Here is a 22,068-nt window from a genome sequence, read left to right as displayed (position 1 = left end):
GCCGAGTGCGCCCGGTTTCCCCCCGGTCGCATGCCCCTCACCGATAGAGCGCGTCCACCTCGACCTCGTAGGCGTTCTCGATCGCCCGGCGCTTCAGCTTCAGGGACGGCGTGAGGAGGCCGTGTTCCTCGGTGAACTGGTGGGCCAGTATCCGGAACGTGCGGATCGACTCCGCCTGGGAGACCAGGGTGTTCGCGGCGACCACCGCGCGGCGTACCTCGGTCTCCAGATCCGGGTCGCGTACCAGCTCGGAGGGGGTGAGCGGGGGCTTGTTGCGCATGGCGAGCCAGTGGTCCACGCCCTCCTGGTCGAGGGTGACGAGGGCCGCGATGTACGGGCGGTCGTTGCCGACCACGATGCACTGGGCGACCAGGGGATGGGCTCGCACCCGTTCCTCCAGGGCGACCGGTGACACGCTCTTGCCTCCCGAGGTCACCAGGATCTCCTTCTTGCGCCCGGTGATGGTGAGGTAGCCGTCCTCGTCGAGCGCCCCGATGTCCCCGGTGGCCAGCCAGCCCTCGCGGAGTACGGACTCGGTGGCCTTCGGCTCGTTGAGGTAGCCGGAGAACACCTGCCCGCCGTGGATCCACACCTCTCCGTCGTCGGCGATGTGCACGGTGGTGCCGGGGATGGGCTGGCCGACCGTGCCGTACCGGGTGCGCTCGGGGGGATTGGCGGTCGCGGCTGCGGTCGACTCGGTCAGGCCGTAGCCCTCGTAGATCGTGACGCCCGCGCCCTCGAAGAACAGGCCGAGTCTGCGGCCCATGCTGGAGCCGCCCGACATGGCGTGCCGCACCCGCCCGCCCATCGCGTCCCGGACCTTGCCGTACACCGTTTTCTCGAAGAACTGGTGCTGCATCCGCAGCGCCGCCGAGGGGCCGGGCCCGAGGCCGAAGGCCTTCTGCTCCAGGGCCTCCGCATACTTGACCGCGATGTCGACGGACTTGTCGAACGGCCCCGTCTTCCCGTTCGCCTCGGCCTTGCGCCGGGCCGCGTTGAAGACCTTCTCGAAGATGTACGGGACCGCGAGGATGAAGGTGGGCCGGAAGGACTGCAGGTCGGGCAGTAGCGCGGACGCGGAGAGGGCGGGCTGGTGGCCCAGCTTCACCCGGCCCCGGATCGCGGCGATCTCCACCATGCGGCCAAAAACATGGGCCAGCGGCAGGAACAGCAGTGTGGACGCCTCGTCGCCGGGGCGGGAGTGGAACACCGGCTCCCAGCGGGAGATCAGCATGTCCGTCTCGAACATGAAGTTGGCGTGGGTGATCACACACCCTTTGGGGCGGCCTGTGGTGCCCGAGGTGTAGATGACGGTGGCCACCGACTCCGGTGTCACGGCCCGCCGGTGGCGGTGGACCACTTCGTCGTCGATGGACTCACCGATTCTGAGCAGTTCTTCCAGCGCCCCGGTGTCCAGCTGCCACAGGCGTTTGAGGTGGGGGAGGCGGTCGACGACCGAGCCGATCGTCATCACGTGGTCCTCGTGCTCCACCACACACGCGGTGACCTCGGAGTCGTGCAGCATCCAGAAGACCTGCTCGGCCGACGACGTCGGGTAGATCGGCACCGGCTGGGCCCCGATCGTCCACAGGGCGAAGTCGAAGAGCGTCCACTCGTAGCGGGTGCGCGCCATGACGGCGACCCGGTCCCCGAACCGCACTCCGTCCGCGATCAACCCCTTGGCCAGCGCGAACACTTGGTCCCGGAACGCGGCGGCGGTCACGTCCTGCCACTTGCCGGAGTCGTCCTTGCGGCAGAGGGCGACGCGGTGGGGGTCGTCCAGGGCATGGTCGAAGACAGCGTCCGCCAGCCCGCCGACCTGAGGCGCCGTCGTCATGGGTGGGACCGTGAACTCGCGCAATGACCTGCCTCCCTCCGGGGTGGCCACTCCCGGTGGCGCTCCGCACAGCGCGGTGACCGTACCCCACAGAGAGTTTCGGTGACAGGGGTCTCCTGTAAGTCGAGACGGACGGCGTCTTCACAGGTCAGCGCCCGAAACGGGCCCACATGGGGACCGCTCGGGCGCATTGCTGACTCAAAGGTAGGTTCTACGGAAGGCAATCTCCACGGAATCTGTACGCTCCGGTCACCCTCAGCCCACGGCTGTGCGGGGTTTGGTCCGGACCACGCTCCGTCCCCGCACGCCGCACCTACACGGTCTCTGCCACTGGCATGTGCTCCTGCCCCAGGTCCCGGCTGTCTTCGGCGGGCCGCTCGCGCCGAGCGCGCACGAGGGCGAGCACCAGCACACCCGCCACGATCCCGGCCGTTCCCGCAACCACCGCCACCGAGTTCAAGCCGGACGCGAAAGCGGCACGCACCATGTGGTCGAGCGCTATGTGATCGGACCCTATGTGCTCGGAGACCATGTGGTTGGACGCCATGTGGTCGGATGCCGTGTCGCGCAGTGACCCGGCACCCCCGCCCGCCACGGTGTGCGCCGCGGCCCCCAGCGTGTCCTGCATCCGCGAGGTCAGCACCGTGCCGAGGACGGCGACGCCCAGCGCGTACCCGAGCTGGCGGAACGTGTTCACCGCGCCGCCCGCCATCCCCGCCCTGGCCGGCGGCACCGCGGCGAGGGCGGCGCCACCGAGCCCCGGCGACACCAGACCCGTACCGACACCGACCAGCGCGAGTCCAGGGATCAGCGCGGGCCAGCCCGATCCGGCGTCCAGGACCGCCATGCAGAACCCGCCGATCCCGACCAGCAGCAGCCCGCCGCCGATCACGAACCTGGCCGGCACCCCGTGGAGCAGCCGACCGCCGACTGCCGCCACCACAAAGGAAGTTCCGGCCAGCGGCAGCAGCACCAGGCTTCCGCGCAGCGGACTCATACCGAGTACGGTCTGCAGCCAGATCGAGAGGTACGGGACGGCCCCGAACGCCGCGATGCTGAAACCGAAGGCCCCGAGCAGCACACCAACCAGTGCGGGCCTGCGCAGCAGCGCCATGTCGAGCAGGGGATGCGCGGCCCGCCGCTCCACCACCGCGAACACGAGCAGAGAGAGTGCGGCGACGCCGTAGGCGCCAAGGGTGGACACCGAGGTCCATCCCACATCGCCCGCCCGCACCGTGGCGTACGTCGCCGCACCCGCGAAGCAGGCGAACGCCGCCGTGCCCGCCCAGTCGACCCGACGTCCCGGCGCCCCCTTCGACTCCGGTACGACGCGCAGGGTGAGCCACACCGATGCCACGCTCACCGGCAGGTTGACGAAGAAGATCCAACGCCAGCCGGGCCCCTCGGTGAGCAGCCCGCCGACGACCGGGCCGACCGCCGCGGCGCCGCCACTGACCGCACCCCACATACCCAGCGCCACGGAACGCTGCTTGCCCTGGTACACAGTGCCGAGCAACGGCAGTGTGGTGGCGAACATGGCGGCGGCACCCATACCCTGCACTGCTCGGGCCGCCACCAGGAGCCCGGCGTTCGAGGCGAGCCCACAGCCCAGCGAGGCGAGTGCGAACACCGCCGTCCCCGCCACATGCACCCGTCGCCGGCCCAGCACATCGGCCGCGGCTCCCGCTCCGAGCAGCAGCGCGGCAAGCGCCAGCGCGTACACGTCGATCACCCACTGCAGATCGCTGAGCGAGGCGTTCAGCGCCCGCGCCATGTCCGGCAGCGCCACCACCACGATCGACACGTCCAGCAACAACATGAACGTCCCCAGGCACACCGCCGTCAGCGGCCCCCATATACGCATGTCCTCAACTCCCCGAGATCTTCCGGTCAGTGCGTGTACCTCCGTACGATCGGTGATCACCGGACGATCCGGACGGTTGGCGGTGCGAGTCCGCCGGAATTCGACAGGAGAGCGGTTTCAGCGCATGGAATCCCACAGTCTCGACGAGCTCGACCGGCAGCTCCTTCATGCGCTGGAGCGCGACGGGCGGGCCGCGTTCAGCCGGATCGCCGCCGTACTCGGCGTCTCCGACCAGACCATCGCCCGCCGCTACCGCAGGCTGTGCGCCGACGTCGGCCTGAAGGTCGTCGCGGTCCGTGACGGCCAGCGGTTCGGCCAGGACCAGTGGATGCTGCGGCTTCGCTGCACCCCGGACAGCGCGGAGGCCATCGCGACCGCCCTGGCCCGCCGGCCCGACACGGCATGGATCGCGCTGGCCGCGGGCGGCACCGAGGTGATCTGCATGACCCGGCCGCGCAGCGACGGCGAGCGCGACGAGCTGATGCTGGGCAAGCTGCCGCGCACCCCGCGCATCGTCGAGATCCGCGCCTACCAGATGCTGCACACGTTCTTCGGGGGCAGCGACGGCTGGCTCATGAAGTCCGGTGCGCTCAGCGAGGCACAGGCCGCGGCCCTGCACACGGAGCTGCCGCGGCCCGCCGTCCCCGGCCGCATCACACCGGACGACGAGCCCCTCGTCCAGGCCCTGGAACGGGACGGCCGCGCCACCTACCCCGAGCTCCAACTCGCCACCGGGCGCTCGGAGTCGGCGGTCAAACGCAGGCTCGCCGCACTGCTCGCCTCGCGCGCCCTGTACATCGACGTCGAGTACCGTCCCGAGGACATCGGCTTCCCGGTCGGCACCACACTGTGGATCACGGCCGCCCCCGCCGCCCTGCACAGCGTCGGCGAAGCCATCGCCCGGCACCCGGAGGTCGCCTTCGTCTCGGCCTCCGCCGGCCCTTCCAACCTGGTCGCGACGGTCCTGACCCGCGGCACGGCCGAGCTCTACGCCTACCTCAGCGGCAGGCTCGGCACCCTCGACGGCATCCAGCACATCGAGACGACGACGAAGCTGCGCCGCATCAAACAGCTCAGCGTTCCGGGGCCGACCCGCTAGCGCGCAGAGCCCGCGTCTGAACCAGTCCGGCCTGCGGACGGCATTTACACACAGGTTCCCCGCCCGGCCTACACAGGTCTCAGCCCGTCCGGCGCCCCGCGTGCAGCCGGTCGCCGCCCGCCAGGATCGCCGAGGCCAGCGCGCCCGCCGCCTCCTGCGCGGCCGAGTCCCGCCGGTTGTGCAGCAGCACGAAGTCCACTCCGCCGAGCTCCGGCAGACCCGTCCGGGCCGGGAGCGGGGCGAGGCCGGGCGGGATCAGACCGCGGGTGTGGGCCATCACGCCGAGGCCGGCCCGGGCCGCCGCGATCAGGCCGCTCAGGCTGCCGCTCGTACAGGCGATGCGCCAGGAACGCCCATGTTCCTCCAGGACTTCGAGCGCCCGCGCCCGCGTGATGCCGGGCGGCGGGAACAGGATCAGCGGGACGGGCCGCTCGGCGTCGAGCCGCAGCCCGGGCGCCCCGATCCAGCACAGCTCGTCCGTCCACACCAGCTCGCCGTGGCTGTCGCCGGGGCGGCGCTTGGCGAGCACCAGGTCGAGGCGGCCCGCCTCAAGGCGCCGGTGCAAGGTCCCGGACAGCTCGACCGTCAGCTCCAGGTCGACCTCGGGGTGATCGCGGCGGAACGACTGGAGGATCTCCGGCAGCCTCGTCAGGACGAAGTCCTCGGAGGCGCCGAACCGCAGCCGGCCGCGCAGCCGCGTCCCGGTGAAGTAGTTGGCGGCCCGCTCGTGCGCGGCCAGGATCGTCCGCGCGAAGCCGAGCATCGCCTCGCCGTCCTCCGTCAGCCGCACACTGTGCGTGTCCCGGTTGAACAGCTGCCGCCCGGCCGCGTCCTCCAGGCGGCGCACATGCTGGCTCACCGTCGACTGCCGCAGCCCGAGCCTCCGTGCGGCCTGCGTGAAGTTCAGGGTCTGGGCGACGGCGAGAAAAGTCCGCAGCTGGTTCGCGTCGTACATGCCGCCCACGGTAGCGCTGCTCATTGTGGAACGTGATGACAGTGAGAGTGGTGTACGGGATTCCCGATCGGGCGGAAGAGGAGGACCATCGAGAGGGCACGATCCGGGCCCGTACGCCACCGGACACACATAAACGCACCGTAAGTGGAGCACATGAGACGCCGCACTCCGAAGCTGCCGTCCTGGCTGCCGATCGACCCGTACATACTGGCGCTGCTCGGCACGGTGGGAATCGCGGCCCTGCTCCCGGCCTCGGGGCCGGCCGCCCATGTCGCGAGCGGCGCCTCGACCGGAGCCGTCGCGCTCCTGTTCTTCCTGTACGGAGCCCGGCTCTCAACCCGTGAGGCGATGGACGGACTGCGCCACTGGCGGCTCCATGTGGCCGTGCTGACCTGCACGTTCGTGGCGTTTCCGCTGCTCGGCCTGGCGGCGAAGGGGCTCGTCCCGTTCGTCCTGACGCCGGACCTCTACAACGGTCTGCTGTTCCTCTGCCTCGTGCCCTCCACGATCCAGTCGTCGATCGCGTTCACCTCGATCGCCCGCGGCAACGTACCCGCCGCGATCTGCGCGGGTTCCTTCTCCAGCATCGCCGGAATCCTGTTCACCCCGCTGCTCGCCGCGGGTCTCCTTGGCAACAGCGGGGGCGGCTTCTCCGCGGACTCGCTCCTGAAGATCGTCCTGCAGCTCCTGGTGCCGTTCCTGGCCGGGCAGTTCCTGCGGCGCTGGGTCGGCGGGTTCCTCGTCAGGAACAAGAAGGTGCTTGGGTACGTCGACCGGGGCTCGATCCTGCTGGTCGTCTACAGCGCGTTCAGCGAGGGCATGGTCCGCGGCATCTGGCACCAGGTGAGCGTGGCCAGGCTCGGCGCGCTGCTCGCCGTCGAGGCCGTACTGCTGGCCGCGATGCTCGCGCTGACCTGGTACGGGGCCAAGCGGCTCGGGTTCGGCCGGGGCGACCGGATCGCGATCCAGTTCGCCGGCTCGAAGAAGAGCCTGGCCGCCGGCCTCCCCATGGCGAGCGTCCTGTTCGGCCCCCAGGCCTCACTGGCGGTGCTGCCGCTGATGCTGTTCCACCAGATGCAGCTGATGGTCTGCGCGGTGATCGCCAAGCGCCGGGCCCGGGATGTGGCGCCCGAGCACCAGCGGGATCATCAAGAAGCCTTGGTGGCAGAGCCGGCCTCGGCTTCGCGGCGAGTCAGCCGCCACACCTGATGCTCGCCGGTCTCGGCGGGGGCGAGGGGTTCGTTGGGGCGGCGGAGATACTCGCTGAAGCCGAGACGGGCCGGGACGGCGCCGCTGGCGAGGTTGGCCACGTCGTGGACGACCTCGACGACGTCGACACCGGGCAGCCGGAAGGCCTGGTCGACCAGGCCGCGGGCGGTCCGCGTGGCCACGCCTCGGCCGGTGGCGGCCGGGTGCAGCCAATAGCCGATCTCGCGCACCTCGTCCTGGGTGCTGTCCCGCCGGAAGAGTCCGCAGGCGCCGACGATGGCTCCGTCCAGCACGATCGCGTAGGTGAACCCGTCACCGCTCGCCCAGTGTTCGGCACGGCGGGCCAGGAAGTCGATGGTCCTGGCCAGACCGTGCTCGGCAACCCAGGGCATCCACGGGCGCAGGTGCTCCAGCGACTCCTCGATGACCCGGAAGAATTCCGGAAGGTCCGCCTCGGCGTCGAACGCGCGCAGCGTGAGAGTGTCGTCCACTTCGATGACCCGCGGTGGGAGATCCATGCGGGGAGGATCGTATGAAACGGACGCTGTAGGCAACGGGATGTGGATCGCCCCCAACGGCATTGCCTGCTCGCCGAGCCACCTCTCGGTGCCCGTCAGCGGTGGGGCCGGGGGCCGGGCCGGTGCCGGGTGGCGTGGATGGAGCCGAGCAGATTGAGGGACTGGGCGCTGGGGCTGCCTGGTTCGGCGTGGTAGATGACGAGCTGCTGGCCGGGCGCCTCGCGTACGTCGAAGGCCTGGTAGGTGAGAGCGAGGGGGCCGACGTCCGGGTGGAGGAGGTGTTTGGCGTCCTGGGTCTTGCCGCGCACGGTGTGGGCGTTCCACAGGCGGGTGAAGTCCGCGCTGTGCTCGGTCAGGGTGCGGACGAGTTCGCGCAGCCGTGGGTTGTCCGGGTCGAATCCGGTTGCCTCGCGAAGGTTGGCGACGGTGGCCTGTGCCGCCCGGTCCCAGTCCGTGTAGAAGGTGCGGCCCGCGGGGTCGAGGAAGGTCATGCGAGCCAAGTTGTCCGCCGGCTCGAACGGGGCGTAGAGGGCATCGGCCAGCGCGTTGGCGGCGAGGAGGTCCAGGGTCCGGCTCATGACGAACGCCGGAGTGTTCGGGTAGCCGTCCAGCAGCTGGCGCAGCGCCGGGCCGACCCGCTCGGCGGCGCGGACGGAGGGCCGGTCGCTCGGCGTGGCCCCGGCCAGCCGGTACACGTGCGCGCGGGCGTCCGAGTCGAGGCGCAGCGCGCGGCCGAGCGCGTCGACCACCTGGGGTGAGGGGTTGCGCTCGCGGCCCTGTTCCAGGCGGGTGTAGTAGTCGGCGTTCACCCCGGCCAGGACGGCGACCTCCTCGCGGCGCAGTCCGGCGACTCTGCGGGTCCCGTAGCTCGCCATGCCGACGTCCTCCGGCCGCAGGCCGGCGCGGCGTGCGCGCAGGAAGTCTCCCAGGTGGTTGTCGTCCATGTGGTCAGGCTAGGCGCCGGCCCGGTGGGCTGCCCGGGTGTGCCGCACCCAGGCAGCACACGACCTGGTTGATGGCCGCTGACCTGCCCAGGCTCGGTGGAGCGGGAAGCACCGCACCCTGCGAGGAGAGGAGTCCGCCATGGCCGGGACCGTTGAGGGCGACCACATCGATGTGGTCGGGATGTGGGTGACCGCGGATGGCCGCATCCGTCAGGAGCTGCTGCCGGACGGCCGTTACGACGAAGCCCGCGGCGAGCGGCGCAGCGCGTACACCGGCCGGTACACGGTGACCGGCAGCCACCTGGACTACGTCGACGACACCGGGTTCACCGCCACGGGCGACATCCGGGACGGAGTGCTTTGTCACGAGCACCTCGTGCTCTACCGGGAGCAGAAGCCGTCGTAGTCCCGGACAGCCGGACTCCTGGACGGCCAAGGGGTGATCCGGCAGCCCATTCGCCGTCACGCCCGCCCCGTGACCAGCACCACCTTCCCGAGGTTGCGGCGGGACTCGATCAGCTCGTGGGCCCGGGCCGCGTCGGCGAGCGGCAGTTCGGCCGCCACGGAGGTGCGCAGCTTCCCCGCGGCGTGCAGCTCCCACAGTTCGCCGAGCCAACGGGCGTACAGCGCGGGCTTGTTGCGGGCGATGACGGCCATCTGGAAGCCGATGACCGACTTGCCGCCCACGAGCAGGTCGTACGCCTCGATGGTGCCGCCGCCCGAGCTGAACGCGACGAGGCGCCCGCCTGGTGAGAGCGCTCTCACGGCCGGGGTGAGCAGCTCGCCCCCGACCGCGTCGATCACCACGTCGACCGGCTCGCCCCAGGACGCGTCCCCGTACAGGACGACCTCATCAGCCCCCAACTCCCTTACGAAGCCTGCCTTTTCGGCGGAACTGACCGCGGCTACGACCCGTTTCGCACCGCCCGCTTTCGCGAGCTGCAGGGCCATCGCGCCGATCGCACTCGCGGCGGCCGTGACCAGGACCGACTCGCCGGGCTCGGGGCGCGCCGACTCGTAGGCGCCGCGTGCCACCAGGCCGCTGCGGACCAGCGCGATGGCGTCCACGGCGGTGGCGTGGGCGGGGATGCGCGAGGTCATCGCCGGGTGGAGGACGGCCTGTTCGGCATAGCCATAGGAGAAGCAGAGTCCGGTCACCCGGTCGCCGACGGCGAACCCGGTGACGCCCTCGCCGAGCGCGGCCACCGTGCCGGCGACCTCGCCGCCCAGCGGAATCGGCTCGCTGCCCTCGCGGACCTTGCGGACGGACGGCAGGGTCACGCCGATCGCCTCGACGTCCACCAGCAGCTCGCCCGGCCCGGGCTCGGGCGCGGCGACGTCCTCGACGAACAGGACTTCGGGACCGCCGTTGACTTCGTATCGGACGCGACGCATGGCACCCTCCGGGGTTGAGAATTCGTTGGGAGTCCCAACGGTAGACGTAAATCAGATCGTTGGGAAGCCCAATGTTTTCGGGTTAGGCTGTGCGCATGGCTCGGATGACTCGTGGGACTCGTAGGACTCGGACGACCGAGAGCGCCCTCGGCCGGGCCCCGGCAAGCGGCGCCTCCGCCGATGACGGCGGGGTCGAGGCCGCGCCTTCCGTACTCGCACCCGCAGCCGACGGGCCCGAGCCGCCGGCCCTCCCTCCGCTCCAGCACATCCAGTCGCTGCCGAGTTGGCTGATCGGCCGGGTCGCGGCGCGCGGCCGGGGGCTGGTCGCCGAGGCGCTCGCGGAGCAGGGCGTGAAGATGATGCACCACGCGGTGCTGGCCGCGGTGTCCGAACTCGGCCCGATCGCGCAGGCCGACCTCGGCCGCAAGCTGGCCATCGACCCCAAGGACCTGGTCGGCATCCTCAATGACCTCCAGGCCGACGGCCTCACCGTCCGCGAGCCCGACCCCAGGGACCGCCGCAAGAACGCGGTCACCGTCACCCCGGCCGGCCAGGACCTCATCGAACGCTGCGCGGCCGCGGCCGAAGCGGCCAACGCCCAGCTGCTCGCCCCGCTCGCCCCCGCCGAAGCGCGCCGCCTCATGGCCCTCCTGGCGCGCCTGCACGAGGCGTAACGAACCCGCTTCCGACCCGTCGGGGCCCGCTTTCGACCCGTTTCCGGGCCCTCTCGTGGCCTGAAGGGGTCCCCGGCGTACGGTCTAGATCATCGGGGCCGGTACGGTGCCGCCATGACCGCACTCGAAGGCGAGCCCGCCACTCTCGACCCCGGGCGCACCGCGCTCGTCCTCGTCGACCTGATGGACCGCATCACGGCGCTGCCGCTCGCACCGCGCTCCGGCCGTCAGGTGGTGGACGTGGCAAGGGAGTTGGCGGAAACCTTCCGTGCGGCGGGCGCGACCGTCGTGCTCGTACGGGTCGAACGCCCCGGCGCGGCCACCCAGCCGCCCGGCAGCGAGCTCGTCGCGGGCCTCGCAGCCGACGGCGATCTGACCGTGGTGAAGCGCACCATCGGCGGCTTCCACCGGACAGGCCTGCACGAACTGCTCGCGGAACGCGGCATCGACACCCTCGTCCTCGGCGGCATCGCCACCAACCTCGGAGTCGAGTCGACGGCCCGCGCCGCCGCCGACCACGGCTACGAGCTGCTGTTCGCGGAGGACGCCATGGCCGCGCTGACCGAGGACGAACACCGGGCCGCGGTCGCCCTCGACTTCCCCCGGCTCGGAACGGTCGTCACCGCCTCCGCCATCGGGTTCGGCTGATCGCATGCCCAAGTTCTCGATATCCGCGGCCGGTTCACGCCCCTGCACCCTCGTCGTGTGCCGGGGCTGCTGCTGCGGCGACGCCGCCAAGAACCCCGGCACCGACCACGCCGGTCAGCTCGCCCGGCTCCGAGCCGCGGCCGCCGCCTCGGACGGCCGCATCGCGGTGCGCACCACCGACTGCCTTGGCCCCTGCGGCCAGGCCAACGTGATGGTGGTCCAGCCCTCGGCCCGGGCCCGCCAGCGCGGCGCCCGCGCGACCTGGCTCGGCTGGATCCTCGACGACGACGCCACCGACGACATCCTGACCTGGGCGGAACAAGGCGGCCCGGGCATCGCCGAACCCCCGGCCACGCTCGCCCTCCAAATGATCCCGCCCCCGTCCGAGGCACGGAAGCGCGCCCGCTGAGGCGTGTATCTCCGGGTGAGTTGATGAGCAGATGTTCTTCGCAGTGATCGGCACGATCTTCCTGGTGGCCGGGCTGCTCTTCGCGACCGACACCGCAAGAGCTGCCGAACGCGCCTTTCATGCGTACGCGCAGCTGACTCCGCGGGTCGGCACCGCAACGCCGCGGACCCTGCGCATTGTCTGCCGTCCTCCAGGGGGCCGGCCCACCGCATTGGCGGAGCTCTGACCGGCGAGCTCTGCTCCGGGCCGCGAGGGTGGGCGCTCGCTGCTCGCCAAGAGGTACACCCGGACGAATTCGACGAACTGTGCCACCTCTTGGCCTGGCTGGGGGCGCGGACGACGACTGTCGGCGCCATCGGCTCACTCCGTTTCTGCGAGGCCGAGGTCCCGGACGTCCTGATCGCCGACGCGGGCGATGTCCGCCGGATCGTGCTTCAGACCGACGGGGTGGCCGAAACTCCCCTCCTTCCCGACGGCGACGAGTGAGCCCGAGTCAGTACACCTCGGAGGTGGAAGTGGTGGTGGAAGCGGCGTCGGCGTGCCGGGCACGGCCGGGCGAGGCCGTCTGTTCTGCCGCGCCGAAGAAGTCTCCGCCCTTGCGGCGGTAGTCGTCGGTGCCCCAGTCGCGGGCCGAGCGTTGCTGCGGGGGGACCTTCTGCAGGTGCGGGATGTGCTTGGCGCAGTGGATGTACGCCTCCTGGACTGTGACCTCCACCCAGAGGCGGGCGCGGCGGCCGGGGGCCGGGTCCGGGGGGATTTCGGGGTGGTGGGCGCGTACCTCCTCGTCCAGGAGGATGCGGGCCCGGCCGTTGACGTGCAGGCCGATGCGGTCCCGCGTGAAGTCGACCATCAGGATGCCGACGTGGGGGTTCTCCGCGATGTTGCCCATCGAGGCCATGACGCCGTTGCCCCGGTATTCGGGGTAGATGAGGGTGCGCTCGTCCAGGACCCGGACGAAGCCGGGCGGGCCGGCCCGGAAGGTGGAGTCGCACTCGCCCCGGCGGTCGGCGCTGGCCAGGAAGAACATCTCCTGGCGTGCCACGAACTCCCGCATGCGTGCGTTGAGTTGGTCGAGGACCTGCTCGTCGTAGAAGCGGTCGGCCCGCTCGGTGGTACCCAGGTGACGCTGCATCAGGTGCTCGCCGTCGCTGCCCGGCCGTACCTCTCCCTGCTCCGCGGCCCTGCCGTGCTCGATCTCTGTCGCCAAGTCCTCAGTCTCCCGCCATGACCAGCTCTTCGATGAAGTCGTGCCGTATGCGGTTCGACGGCATGCCGGCTCCCACCAGCGCGTCCACCCCGCTGCGAACCATGGCCGCCGGTCCGGACAGATACGCGTCGTACGCCCGCCATGGCCCGTACTGCCGTACGGCGTCCGGCAGTTGACCGCTGATGCTGTTCGCCTCGCCGCCCGCCGGGCCGGTCGCGACGACCGGGCGCACGGACAGCCACGGGTGCTTGCGTGCCAGGGTCAGCAGCGGATCGATGTCGTACAGGTCGCTGCCGCTGCGCGCACCGTAGAAGACGTCCACCAGGCGACGGCGGCCGTGCTCGGCGACGTCCTCGACCAGCGCCCTGATCGGGGCGATACCGGTGCCGCCGCCCAGGCACAGCAGGCCGTCGTCAGTGGTGTGGTCCACGGTCATGGAACCGGCCGGGGGGCCGAGGCGGATGACATCGCCGGGGCGGGCGCGGTGCACGAGGGCTCCGGACACCCAGCCGGCCGGAACTGCCTTGACGTGGAAGGAGAGCAGACCGTCGGAGCGGGGGGCCGACGCGAACGAATAGTGCCGCCACACCCGCGGCCACCAGGGGGTTTCCAGGCTCGTGTACTGACCGGCGAGGAAGGGGTAGGGCTGGTCGGGGCGTACGGTCACGACCGCGATGTCGGGGGTCCGCAGCTCGTGGGAGACGACCTCGGCGTGCCACCAGGCGGGCGAGACGGCCTCGTCCACGGCGGCCGCGTCGATCATGATCTGCGAGATGGCGGTGTAGGCCTGAACCCAGGCCGCTTCGGTGTCCGGGTTCCAGGTGTCGGGCGCGTACCGGGCCAGCGCGCCGAGGAGGCACTCTCCGACGGCCGGGTAATGCTCGGGCCGGGTGCCGTACTTGCGGTGGCCGCGGCCGAGGTGGGACAGGTAGTCGCCGAGGGTGTCGGCGTCGTCCACGTGCTCGGCGGCCGTCAGCAGAGCCTTGAAGAGGCGGTCGCGCTGGGTGTCCATCGCGGCGGGAAAGAGGGCGCGAAGATCGGGGTGCCGGACGAAGAGCAGCGCGTAGAAGTAGGACGTGACCTTGTCGGCCACGGGCTCGATCTCCGCCATGGTGCGCCGGATGAGGACCGCGGTGGGGGAGGCGGCCTTCGGCGCGGCGGTGGCTTCGGGGCCGCCTTGGGTGCCGCCATGGGGGTCGGGCTCCGGCGTTTCCGCCGTGTCCGGTGAAGGTGCGTGGTGAGCCGGGTCCGGCGAAGGTGTGGGGTGAACCGGTGTGTGGTGGACCGCTGCGGCGGGCCAGGTGCCGGAAGCGAGGTCTGGGCTCGCGGCTACGGGGTCGGCCTCGGCGTGCGACCGCCCGGCTCCGCCGGCGTTGTCCGCGTCCCGTACGGGGTCGTGGTTCCCCTCGTGTCCCGGGCCGTCTTCGGGGCGGGAGAGGGGGGTCGGAGCGGAGGGTGGCTCGGGCGCCGGTCTGCGTATTCGCTCTTCCGCGTTGCCGACCGGGCGAATGGGATTCGGTGCGCTGCGGAGCACGCCGTTCTCCGTATCGACATCAACGGAACTGCCCGCATCACCATCGCGTTCATCCTGCCGCAACCTGCTGGGACTGGCAGAGGACTTGTTCGGCGGAGTGAACCAACCCCGCTCGCCATTGTCGCCGCCGGAAGAGCCGTTATCGCCCGTCGTCGTGGGAGCGTCCATGATCTGCCTCGCCTCGCACGTCTTTCGGTCGTCTTCGCATTCCGTGATGCGGAAGGAATTCGGGATCGCCTTGAGCTGCCTTTGAATTCTGGAACAGCCTCGCTGTGCCAGCGCTGTCAGCTGCATCCCCCAAAGTGGACAATCGTTGTGTTCGTTGGTGTTCGGTGCCCGGTTCTTTCCGATTCACCTTGCCTTCCGGACTGCGGAGTTGGTCATTCCTCTGAGTCGGACTAGACCATACCGGCAGCGGTTGAAACCGCAACCCCTGGTCTTTGGACACTCCACGCAGGCCTGCCGAAATCGAACCGCGTCGCACATGTCCCATATTCGGTCCCATGGTGGGAGGGAAATGCAGAATCGGCCGGTGGGCAAATCGCTGGGACCTGGGGCGATTCGCCCACTCGTTTTGGGGAACTTCCCACACTGCTGGAGTCCGCCTGACCGGCCGTATTGCTCGTTCCCTCAGCGCCGTACGTCTCCGCGGGGTCGTTCCAGGGTGAACGCGTCCACGGGGGTCAGGTCTCCGTAGGGGCCGTCGAAGGTGTAATACGTGACCCGGATGCGGGTGCGGCCGGTGCGGGTGTCGCCCGGGTCGACGTCGAAGGCGGCGAAGCCGTGGGTGTGGACACGGTCCTGGACGGCGCGCCAGGGGGCGTCCTCGGTGACGAAGACCGCCTTGCGGTGGCGGCCCTCGGTCTCCTTGCCGAGATCGACCACGACGCGCCCCTTGGGCTCCTCGAACAGGTCGTCCTGGGTGGTCGCGAAGTTGCCGCCGTTTCCGATGATCATGTGGACGGTGCCCTTGGCGGTGTCCGCGACATCGGTGCTCGTGGAGACGGGGACCGGGGTACGGGCCTCGTTCGGCAGGGTGCCCCGGACCGGCAGCGAGCGCTCGTAGTAGTGCTCGTGGCCGCTGAGGACCAGGTCGACCCCGTACGCGTCGAAGAGCGGGCCCCACGCCTCCCTGATCCCGAGGTCGCTGCCGCTTCCGCTGCGGCTGCTGGAGATCATCGGGTGGTGCATGAAGACGACGATCCAGTCGATGCCGGCGTCCGCACGTGCTGCCTTCAACTCCCTTTCCAGCCACCGGTGTTGAGCCCCGTCCGAGTAACCCCGCACATAGGTGTCGCCGGTGTCCTGGATCGCCACGTCGTCGTTGGCCAGGCTGATGAACCGGACCCCGCCGACCGTGAAGCCGTACCACAGGCCCCGGGTCTCCGGGTCGGCGGAGGCCGTCGATCCGGGCAGCGTGAAGTAGGTCTGGTAGCCGGTCACCCCCAGGGGGCCGTTGCCCTGCTCGTTCTCGCCGTTGCCGACGCACGGCATCCACGGCCGCAGCCGTGTCGAGCGGCTGTTGCCGATGAACCAGTCCGCCCACGTCGCGACGCGGTTCTGGCCGAAGACGCCGGCCGCGGAGGCGTAGCACAGGTCGCCGTTGACCAGGTTGAACAGCGGCTCGACCCGTTCCACCGCGGCCACGATGTCGGCGGAGGCCGCGGTGCCGGCCTGGCTGCTGGTGTAGAGCGGGAAGCGTCCCGAGGGCGAAGGGGCGCCGCCCGTCGGCCACTTGACGGACCGGCGCAGATTCGGCGCGCCCTGGTCGCCGAAACTGGTGAAGGTGAACGCGGTGCGCCCGCGTGGCGCCGTCGTGAACGAGCCGGTCTCCGGCGGGGCGCCGTCGTGAACGGCCGAGTACAGGTAGGTGGTGTCCGGCCGCAGCCGGGTGAGGCGGGCGTGGTGGACGTACACCTCTTCGTGGGAGAGCCCGTCGCGGTAGGTGCGGGTCTCGGCTTCGACCACCCGGCCGGTGCCGCCTTCCGGGGAGCCGAGGCGCACGTGCGGGCGGCGCACGGACTGGGGGCTGAGCCAGGAGACCGTCATCTCGGTGGCCGGGTCCGCACCGAACTGGAGGTGCAGCCCCGCCACGCCGGGCGCGCCGATCCGGCCCGGTGTGCGCTGGAGCAAGGGGAGCGGTGCGGGCCGCGACGGGTCGGCGGCCTCGGCGCGCCCCGCGGTGCCGAGGGCGGTGGCGGCCGCGGCCGCGGTCGAACCCGTCAGTACTGATCTGCGCGCGATCGGCATGTAACACCCTTTGACTGGAAGGAAGTTGACCATCCGCACTTTAAGCTCGTCGTTCGTCAGGTGCGGCAGGGCATGGCCTCGTGCCGGTCGTGGCGATCGGTGGTCGGGCTCGCCGGCGGGATACGGCGCTACATGGGCAGCTCGTCGGACGGGCGCGGACCCGACGTGTTCGCGGCCCGGCGCGGGGGGCGCGCTGTCGGGACGGTCTCCGGGTTTTCGCCGTCCGGCCGTCCGGCGGTTCCGAGCAGCCTCAGCACCTGGTGGACGGCGGCGTCGGGGCCGTCCGGGCGGTGGACGGCCGCAACCGTGGTCTCCAGATGGGGAGATTCGCCGCGCAAGGGGCGGTAGGTCACACCGGGAATCCCCAGCGAGAGCACCTGCTCGGGGGCGAGTGCCAGGCACAGGCCGGCGGAGACATGGCTGAGCAACCCCGGCAAGTCGTCCGCCTCGCCCAGTGACCGGGGAAGGAAGCCGGCCTGCGCGCAGGCGAGCGTGACCTGCTGGGCGAGGCCGGGCAGGGCGCTGGACTTGGGCAGCGCGAACCCCTGCCCGGCGAGCTCGCGCAGGTCGAGGGACGGCTCGACGGCAAGGGCGTGGTGCTCGGGGAGGGCCACAACCAGCCGCTCCACGGCGACCTGATGGACGGTCAGGCGTTCCGCACCGAGGGCCGGGAGGCGGATCAGCGCGAGGTCGAGCGTCCCCCCGTGGAGCATGTCGACCAGTTCCGCGGAAGGGTGCTGGCTCAGGTGCAGCCGCAGGCCGGGCAGCTCCGCGTGGGTGCGGCGCAGCAGGCGCGGCAGGAAGTCGTAGCCGAGGCTGCTGATGAAGCCGAGCCGGAGTTCGCCCTCGTGGCCACTCGCGACCCGCCGGGCCCGGTCGACGGCGGCGGCCTGTGCTTCGAGCAGCCGCCGGGCGTCCTCGGCGAACGCGCGGCCGGCCGGGGTGAGCCGTGCACCCCGCGGGTTCCGCTCGAAGAGGGCGACCTTGAGGCCGCGCTCCAGCCGCTGGATCGCCTGGCTGAGCGGTGGCTGCCTCATGGCGAGTCGCTCGGCGGCGCGGCCGAAGTGCTGTTCTTCGGCCAGTACGACGAACTGCTGGAGTATGCGCTGCGTCAGTTCCATATCCCACAGCGTATGAGAAGTGGCAGAAAGAAGTATTGGACGCTATGGAGCGCCGGGGATTTGACTGGATGCCAACGGGCCGGTGCGTGAAGCCGGTCCCGATGGGATCGGAGAGGTGACATGGCGTCTGGGCAGGAAGTCCCTTGTGGTACAGGGCCGTTGAACGGCCTGCGGGTGGTCGAACTGGCCACCGTGATCATGGGTCCTTACGCGGCGCAGCAGCTCGGAGATCTCGGGGCGGACGTCATCAAGGTCGAACCTCCGGCGGGCGACATGACCCGCCACTACCCGCCGACCCGCAGCCCCGGGATGGGTGCGGCGACGCTCAACCTCAACCGCAACAAGCGCAGCGTGGCGATCGACCTCAAGGCCCCGGGCGGCCGCGACGCACTGCTTGCCCTGACCGCGACCGCGGACGTGTTCATCACCAACGTCCGCCCGCAGGCTCTCGAACGACTCGGCCTGGGCCACGAGGAAGTGTCGGCCGGCAACTCCGGCCTGGTGTACGTGAATGCCCAGGGCTTCCGCAGCGACTCCGAGCTCGGCGGGCGCGCGGCCTACGACGACATCGTGCAGGCGGCCTCCGGCCTGGTGTGGCTGAACGAACAGGTCAGTGGCATCCCGTACTTCGTCCCCACCGTGATCGCCGACAAGATCTGCGGCCTGGTGATCGTGCAGTCGGTGCTCGCCGCGCTCCGCCACCGTGACCGCACCGGTCAGGGGCAGCACGTCGAGGTCCCGATGGCCGACACCATGCTGGCCTTCAACCTCGTCGAGCACCTCGCGGCGGCGACCCTCGATCCGCCCGAAGGCCCGATCGGCTATGCGCGGGCGCTCAGTCCGCAGCGCAGAGCCTCACGCACGGCGGACGGCTGGATGTGCATCCTGCCCTACAGCGACCGCAACTGGCACGACTTCTTCGCCTTCGTGGGCCGCCCGGAGCTGGCCGACGATCCGCGCTTCGGCTCGCTCGGCGACCGCGCCCGCAACGCCGACGAACTGTACGCACTGGCGGGCCGGTTCACCCCCCGGCACACCAGCGCCGAATGGCAGGAGTTCTGCGACGCGGCCAGCATTCCCGCAGCCCCCGTGCTGAGCCTGGCCGAGGCAGCCGCCAGCTCCTACGCCACCGAAGGCGGCCTGCTGCGGACGGCCGAGCACCCCACCGAGGGCGGCTATCGCCTCATCGGCCAGCCCGTCCGCTTCTCGGCCACCCCGGCCGGCCTGCACCGGCACTGCCCGCACATCGGCGAGCACACCGAGGAAGTGTTCGCCGAGATAGGCCACCGGCCGTCCGCCTGAGCCCGCAACACCAGGAATCGAGGACATCATGAGCGAGCAGGAACCACTGCGCGTCGAGCACCGGCAGGGCGGTGTCACCGTGCTCACCTTCGACAATCCCGACCGGCGCAACCCGATGACCGGGCGGCTGACCGAGCAGTGGCAGCGCACCCTGCAGTCCCTGCGCCAGGCCCCCGACCTGCGGGCCGTCGTCGTCACCGGCACCGGCCCCGCCTTCTGCTCGGGGGCCGACCTCAAAGAGCTCGCCGACCGGCACGGCCAGGACCTCTCCGGCACTCGGGCCCACCTGTCGGCCTTCTACCGGACCTGGCTGGGCATCCGCGACCTGGCCGTCCCCACCGTGGCGGCCGTGGGCGGCCACGCGGTGGGCGCCGGACTGGCCCTCGCCCTGGCCTGCGATCTGCGCTACGCCGCCGACGGGGCGAAGCTCGGCGCGCCGTTCGTCCAGCTCGGTCTGCACCCCGGTATGGCCACCACCGCACTGCTCGCCGAGGCCGTCGGGCTGCCACGGGCACGCGAACTGCTGCTGACCGGACGGCTGGTGAGCGGCGCGCAGGCCGCAGCCATGGGCATGGTGCACGAGGCCCTGCCCGCCGACCAGGTGCTCCCGACCGCGCTCGACGTGGCCGACCGGATGGCCGCCGCCGCCCCGCTGGCGGTCCGGTTGACCAAGAGCGGCCTGGCTCACGGGCAGCTCACCGTCGAACAGGCGCTGACCTGGGAGGCGCTCGCGCAGCCGGTGACGACCACCACCGACGACTTCCGCGAGGGCGTCCGGGCCCGCCGCGAGCACCGCCCCCCGCGCTTCACGGGCGCCTGACCCCGACCGCCCGCGCACCACTATCTGTGAGGAGTACTCCCATGGCCCTCTCCGCCCTCGATGTCGGAGCGGTTCAACTTCCCTACGAGACAATGCAGTTGAGGCAGGAGGTACGCGACTTCCTCCGCGCGGAGCGCGCCGCCGGCACCGTCCTCGGCCGCCCCGACTCCTGGCTGACCGGCTGGGATCCCGCGTTCACCCGGCGCCTCGCCGCACGAGGCTGGGTCGGCATGGCGCTGCCGCGGCAGTACGGCGGCCAAGGGCGCGGCAACCTCGAACGTTACGTCGTCATCGAGGAACTGCTCGCGGCCGGCGCTCCGGTCTCGGCCCACTGGGTCGCCGACCGACAGGCCGGGCCGTCCATCCTGCGCCACGGCACCGAGGAGCAGCGGCGCTCCTTCCTGCCGAGGATCGCCGCCGGCGAGTGCTTCTTCTCGATCGGAATGAGCGAGCAGAACAGCGGTTCCGACCTGGCCTCGGTGCGGACCCGGGCGGAGCGGACCGCCAGCGGCTGGCGGCTGACCGGCACCAAGATGTGGACGGGCGGCGCGCACATCAACGACTACGCGATCGTGCTCGCCCGTACAGAGGAGTCCGAGGACCGCCACGCCGGGCTGAGCCAGTTCATCGTCGACCTGCGCGATCCGCGCGTCCGGGTCGAGCCGATCCGCCTGCTCAGCGGCGAACACACCTTCAACTACTTCCACCTGGAAGGCGTCGAGCTCGCCGACGACGCCGTGCTCGGCCGCCCCGGTGACGGCTGGAAGCAGGTCACCGGGGAACTGGCCCTGGAACGCAGCGGGCCGGAACGCTTCCTTTCCACGCTGCCGCTCCTCGTCGCACTCGTCGGACAGCTGCGGGAGGCCGCGTGCGGCCCGGAGCAGCACGCCCGGGTGGGCCGTCTCACCGCGCGCCTGTCCTCGATCCGGCAGCTGTCCCTCGGCGTGGCCGCAGCCCTGGAGGCCGGCCGCCCGGCCGACGTGCAGGCCGCACTGGTCAAGGACCTCGGGACCCGCTTCGAGGGTGAACTCGTGGGCGAGGTCCGCGAGATCCTCCCGGTCGCCGCCCGCTTCGACACCACTCGCGGCACCTTCCCCGAACTGCTCGCCACGGCGATCCTGCACTCGCCGGGTTACACGCTGCGTGGCGGCACCAACGAAATCCTGCGCGGAATCATCACCCGAGCCCTGGAGCAGTCGTCATGAGCATCGAAACCCTGATCAAGCGTGCTGCCGCGGTGCTGGCCGGAGCGGAGGGGGCCGACGTCCAGGAGCGCCCGGCCGAGTCCGCCCGAGCGGTGTGGAACGAGCTGCGGAGCGCCGATGCCCTGCCGCCGCTCGGCACGGACCCGGCCGCCCTGGTGGCTCTCGCCCGCGAGGCCGGTTACCGCAGCACACCGGCTCCGCTCGCCGAGACGTTGCTCGTCGCGCGCCCGCTCCTTGTCGAGGCCGGGCTCGTCGTCCCGGACGGCCCGCTCACGGTCGCATCCGGCCCCCTCGACGTACGGTTCGCCCACGTGGACACGGGCAGCAGGGTCGGACCCCTGGGAGCGTGCGGCACCGATGACGCGGTGCGGGTCAGCGGCACGCTGAGCAGGGTGCCGTGGGCCCGAGCCGCCGACGCCGTGGTCGTCTTGACCGAGGGGCCGTCCGCCGGGCCCGTGCTCCTTCTTCTCGAAGCGGCCGAGTACGTATGGGTCGAGGGCGCGAACCTGGCGGGCGAGCCCCGGGACGAACTCGTCCTGATCGACGCGGCCGTGCCTGCCGAGCGGGTTCGCCGAGTCCCTGCCGCGCTGGTGCGGGAGGCGCAGTGGCGGTCCGGTCTGGCGCGGGCCGCCCTGATCGCCGGCGCGGCGCGCTGCTGTGTCGATCTGACGGTCGCTCATACGGCGTCCCGTGTGCAGTTCGGCCGGCCGCTGAGCCACTTCCAGGCGGTCAAGCAGGAGGAGGCCAAGCTGATCGAGGAGGCAGCCTTGATGGCGGCGGCCGTCGAAGCGGCAGGTGCTGCGTCGGCCGATCCGGCCGCCGCCGAGTTCGCCGCCTGGACCGCCGCCGCGCAGGCCTCCGCCTCGGTGGCCGAGGTCGCCCGCATCGCCCACCAGCTGCACGGCGCGATCGGATTCACCGAACTCAGCCCGCTCCGCCTGGCCACCACCCGCATGTGGTCCTGGCGCGACGAGGACGGCAGTGAACATGAGTGGTGCAAAAGGATCGGGCGGCGGGTGGTGGAAGGCGGCAGTGACCGGCTCTGGCCGCAGGTGACCGGCGGCTGACCGGCCCGCC

22 protein-coding genes are annotated in these 22,068 nt (G+C 71.2%); 12 read left to right on the top strand and 10 right to left on the bottom strand.

What is annotated here, in order from left to right:
* Positions 1–37: 37 nt before the first annotated feature.
* A complete protein-coding gene (locus ACSHXC_RS06750; RefSeq protein WP_438290689.1) occupies positions 38–1,837 on the bottom strand; it encodes an AMP-dependent synthetase/ligase in 1,800 nt (599 codons plus the stop codon).
* A gap of 313 nt (positions 1,838–2,150) precedes the next feature.
* A complete protein-coding gene (locus ACSHXC_RS06745) occupies positions 2,151–3,701 on the bottom strand; it encodes an MFS transporter (RefSeq protein ID WP_438290688.1) in 1,551 nt (516 codons plus the stop codon).
* A gap of 124 nt (positions 3,702–3,825) precedes the next feature.
* On the opposite strand from ACSHXC_RS06745, the gene ACSHXC_RS06740 reads away from it, so the two are divergent.
* Complete coding sequence (locus tag ACSHXC_RS06740) at positions 3,826–4,800, top strand: Lrp/AsnC family transcriptional regulator (RefSeq protein WP_438290687.1); 975 nt, start codon at positions 3,826–3,828, stop codon at positions 4,798–4,800.
* Positions 4,801–4,879: 79 nt separating this feature from the next.
* Here the strand turns inward: ACSHXC_RS06740 and ACSHXC_RS06735 are convergent, their stop codons facing one another.
* Complete coding sequence (locus tag ACSHXC_RS06735) at positions 4,880–5,755, bottom strand: LysR substrate-binding domain-containing protein (RefSeq protein WP_438296462.1); 876 nt, start codon at positions 5,753–5,755, stop codon at positions 4,880–4,882.
* A 153-nt stretch (positions 5,756–5,908) separates the two neighbouring features.
* Here ACSHXC_RS06735 and ACSHXC_RS06730 point away from each other — a divergent pair, with 153 nt between their 5' ends.
* On the top strand, positions 5,909–6,964 hold the full coding sequence (locus ACSHXC_RS06730; RefSeq protein WP_438290686.1) for a bile acid:sodium symporter family protein: 1,056 nt from the start codon (positions 5,909–5,911) through the stop codon (positions 6,962–6,964).
* On the opposite strand, the gene ACSHXC_RS06725 is transcribed toward ACSHXC_RS06730, so the two are convergent.
* Positions 6,904–7,482, bottom strand: coding sequence for a GNAT family N-acetyltransferase (locus tag ACSHXC_RS06725; RefSeq protein ID WP_438290685.1), 579 nt, complete (start codon positions 7,480–7,482; stop codon positions 6,904–6,906). The genes ACSHXC_RS06730 and ACSHXC_RS06725 overlap by 61 nt on opposite strands.
* A gap of 95 nt (positions 7,483–7,577) precedes the next feature.
* Positions 7,578–8,426 (bottom strand): helix-turn-helix transcriptional regulator, encoded by an 849-nt coding sequence (locus tag ACSHXC_RS06720; RefSeq protein WP_438290684.1) that lies wholly within the window; start codon positions 8,424–8,426, stop codon positions 7,578–7,580.
* Between the two features lie 139 nt (positions 8,427–8,565).
* Here ACSHXC_RS06720 and ACSHXC_RS06715 point away from each other — a divergent pair, with 139 nt between their 5' ends.
* Positions 8,566–8,832, top strand: a complete 267-nt coding sequence (locus ACSHXC_RS06715) for an Atu4866 domain-containing protein (RefSeq protein WP_438290683.1) — start codon at positions 8,566–8,568, stop codon at positions 8,830–8,832.
* A gap of 56 nt (positions 8,833–8,888) precedes the next feature.
* On the opposite strand, the gene ACSHXC_RS06710 is transcribed toward ACSHXC_RS06715, so the two are convergent.
* The gene (locus tag ACSHXC_RS06710) at positions 8,889–9,821 is read right to left on the bottom strand and encodes a quinone oxidoreductase family protein (RefSeq protein ID WP_438290682.1); all 933 of its coding nucleotides are present in this window, start codon (positions 9,819–9,821) and stop codon (positions 8,889–8,891) included.
* 95 nt (positions 9,822–9,916) lie between these two features.
* Between ACSHXC_RS06710 and ACSHXC_RS06705 the strand changes: the two genes are divergently transcribed.
* From ACSHXC_RS06705 to ACSHXC_RS06685, 5 genes are all read left to right on the top strand, one after another.
* Positions 9,917–10,495, top strand: a complete 579-nt coding sequence (locus ACSHXC_RS06705) for a MarR family winged helix-turn-helix transcriptional regulator (RefSeq protein WP_438290681.1) — start codon at positions 9,917–9,919, stop codon at positions 10,493–10,495.
* A gap of 114 nt (positions 10,496–10,609) precedes the next feature.
* On the top strand, positions 10,610–11,143 hold the full coding sequence (locus tag ACSHXC_RS06700) for an isochorismatase family protein (RefSeq protein ID WP_438290680.1): 534 nt from the start codon (positions 10,610–10,612) through the stop codon (positions 11,141–11,143).
* A 4-nt stretch (positions 11,144–11,147) separates the two neighbouring features.
* Positions 11,148–11,552, top strand: a complete 405-nt coding sequence (locus tag ACSHXC_RS06695) for a (2Fe-2S) ferredoxin domain-containing protein (RefSeq protein ID WP_438290679.1) — start codon at positions 11,148–11,150, stop codon at positions 11,550–11,552.
* Positions 11,553–11,583: 31 nt separating this feature from the next.
* Positions 11,584–11,778 (top strand): hypothetical protein, encoded by a 195-nt coding sequence (locus tag ACSHXC_RS06690; RefSeq protein WP_438290678.1) that lies wholly within the window; start codon positions 11,584–11,586, stop codon positions 11,776–11,778.
* 89 nt (positions 11,779–11,867) lie between these two features.
* Complete coding sequence (locus ACSHXC_RS06685) at positions 11,868–12,038, top strand: hypothetical protein (protein ID WP_438290677.1); 171 nt, start codon at positions 11,868–11,870, stop codon at positions 12,036–12,038.
* 7 nt (positions 12,039–12,045) lie between these two features.
* Here the strand turns inward: ACSHXC_RS06685 and ACSHXC_RS06680 are convergent, their stop codons facing one another.
* The 4 genes from ACSHXC_RS06680 to ACSHXC_RS06665 all read right to left on the bottom strand — a co-directional run bounded on the left by ACSHXC_RS06680 (position 12,046) and on the right by ACSHXC_RS06665 (position 17,664).
* On the bottom strand, positions 12,046–12,759 hold the full coding sequence (locus ACSHXC_RS06680) for a pyridoxamine 5'-phosphate oxidase family protein (RefSeq protein WP_438290676.1): 714 nt from the start codon (positions 12,757–12,759) through the stop codon (positions 12,046–12,048).
* Positions 12,760–12,763: 4 nt separating this feature from the next.
* Positions 12,764–14,461, bottom strand: a complete 1,698-nt coding sequence (locus tag ACSHXC_RS06675; RefSeq protein ID WP_438290675.1) for a globin domain-containing protein — start codon at positions 14,459–14,461, stop codon at positions 12,764–12,766.
* Between the two features lie 462 nt (positions 14,462–14,923).
* Positions 14,924–16,543, bottom strand: a complete 1,620-nt coding sequence (locus ACSHXC_RS06670) for a purple acid phosphatase family protein (RefSeq protein WP_438290674.1) — start codon at positions 16,541–16,543, stop codon at positions 14,924–14,926.
* 128 nt (positions 16,544–16,671) lie between these two features.
* On the bottom strand, positions 16,672–17,664 hold the full coding sequence (locus ACSHXC_RS06665) for a LysR family transcriptional regulator (RefSeq protein ID WP_438290673.1): 993 nt from the start codon (positions 17,662–17,664) through the stop codon (positions 16,672–16,674).
* A gap of 159 nt (positions 17,665–17,823) precedes the next feature.
* On the opposite strand from ACSHXC_RS06665, the gene ACSHXC_RS06660 reads away from it, so the two are divergent.
* The 4 genes from ACSHXC_RS06660 to ACSHXC_RS06645 are packed head-to-tail and all read left to right on the top strand — an operon-like array spanning position 17,824 to position 22,058.
* Positions 17,824–18,966, top strand: a complete 1,143-nt coding sequence (locus tag ACSHXC_RS06660) for a CaiB/BaiF CoA transferase family protein (protein ID WP_438290672.1) — start codon at positions 17,824–17,826, stop codon at positions 18,964–18,966.
* A gap of 28 nt (positions 18,967–18,994) precedes the next feature.
* Positions 18,995–19,786 (top strand): enoyl-CoA hydratase/isomerase family protein, encoded by a 792-nt coding sequence (locus ACSHXC_RS06655; RefSeq protein WP_438290671.1) that lies wholly within the window; start codon positions 18,995–18,997, stop codon positions 19,784–19,786.
* A gap of 41 nt (positions 19,787–19,827) precedes the next feature.
* Positions 19,828–20,991, top strand: a complete 1,164-nt coding sequence (locus tag ACSHXC_RS06650) for an acyl-CoA dehydrogenase family protein (protein ID WP_438290670.1) — start codon at positions 19,828–19,830, stop codon at positions 20,989–20,991.
* The gene (locus ACSHXC_RS06645; RefSeq protein WP_438290669.1) at positions 20,988–22,058 is read left to right on the top strand and encodes an acyl-CoA dehydrogenase family protein; all 1,071 of its coding nucleotides are present in this window, start codon (positions 20,988–20,990) and stop codon (positions 22,056–22,058) included. Before ACSHXC_RS06650 ends, ACSHXC_RS06645 begins: the two co-directional genes overlap by 4 nt.
* Positions 22,059–22,068: the final 10 nt, after the last annotated feature.

It is taken from the genome of Streptomyces sp. HUAS TT7 (genome assembly GCF_051550175.1).
In the GTDB taxonomy this organism is placed as follows: Bacteria; Actinomycetota; Actinomycetes; order Streptomycetales; family Streptomycetaceae; genus Streptomyces.
This window is presented reverse-complemented; position numbering and strand designations above follow the sequence as displayed.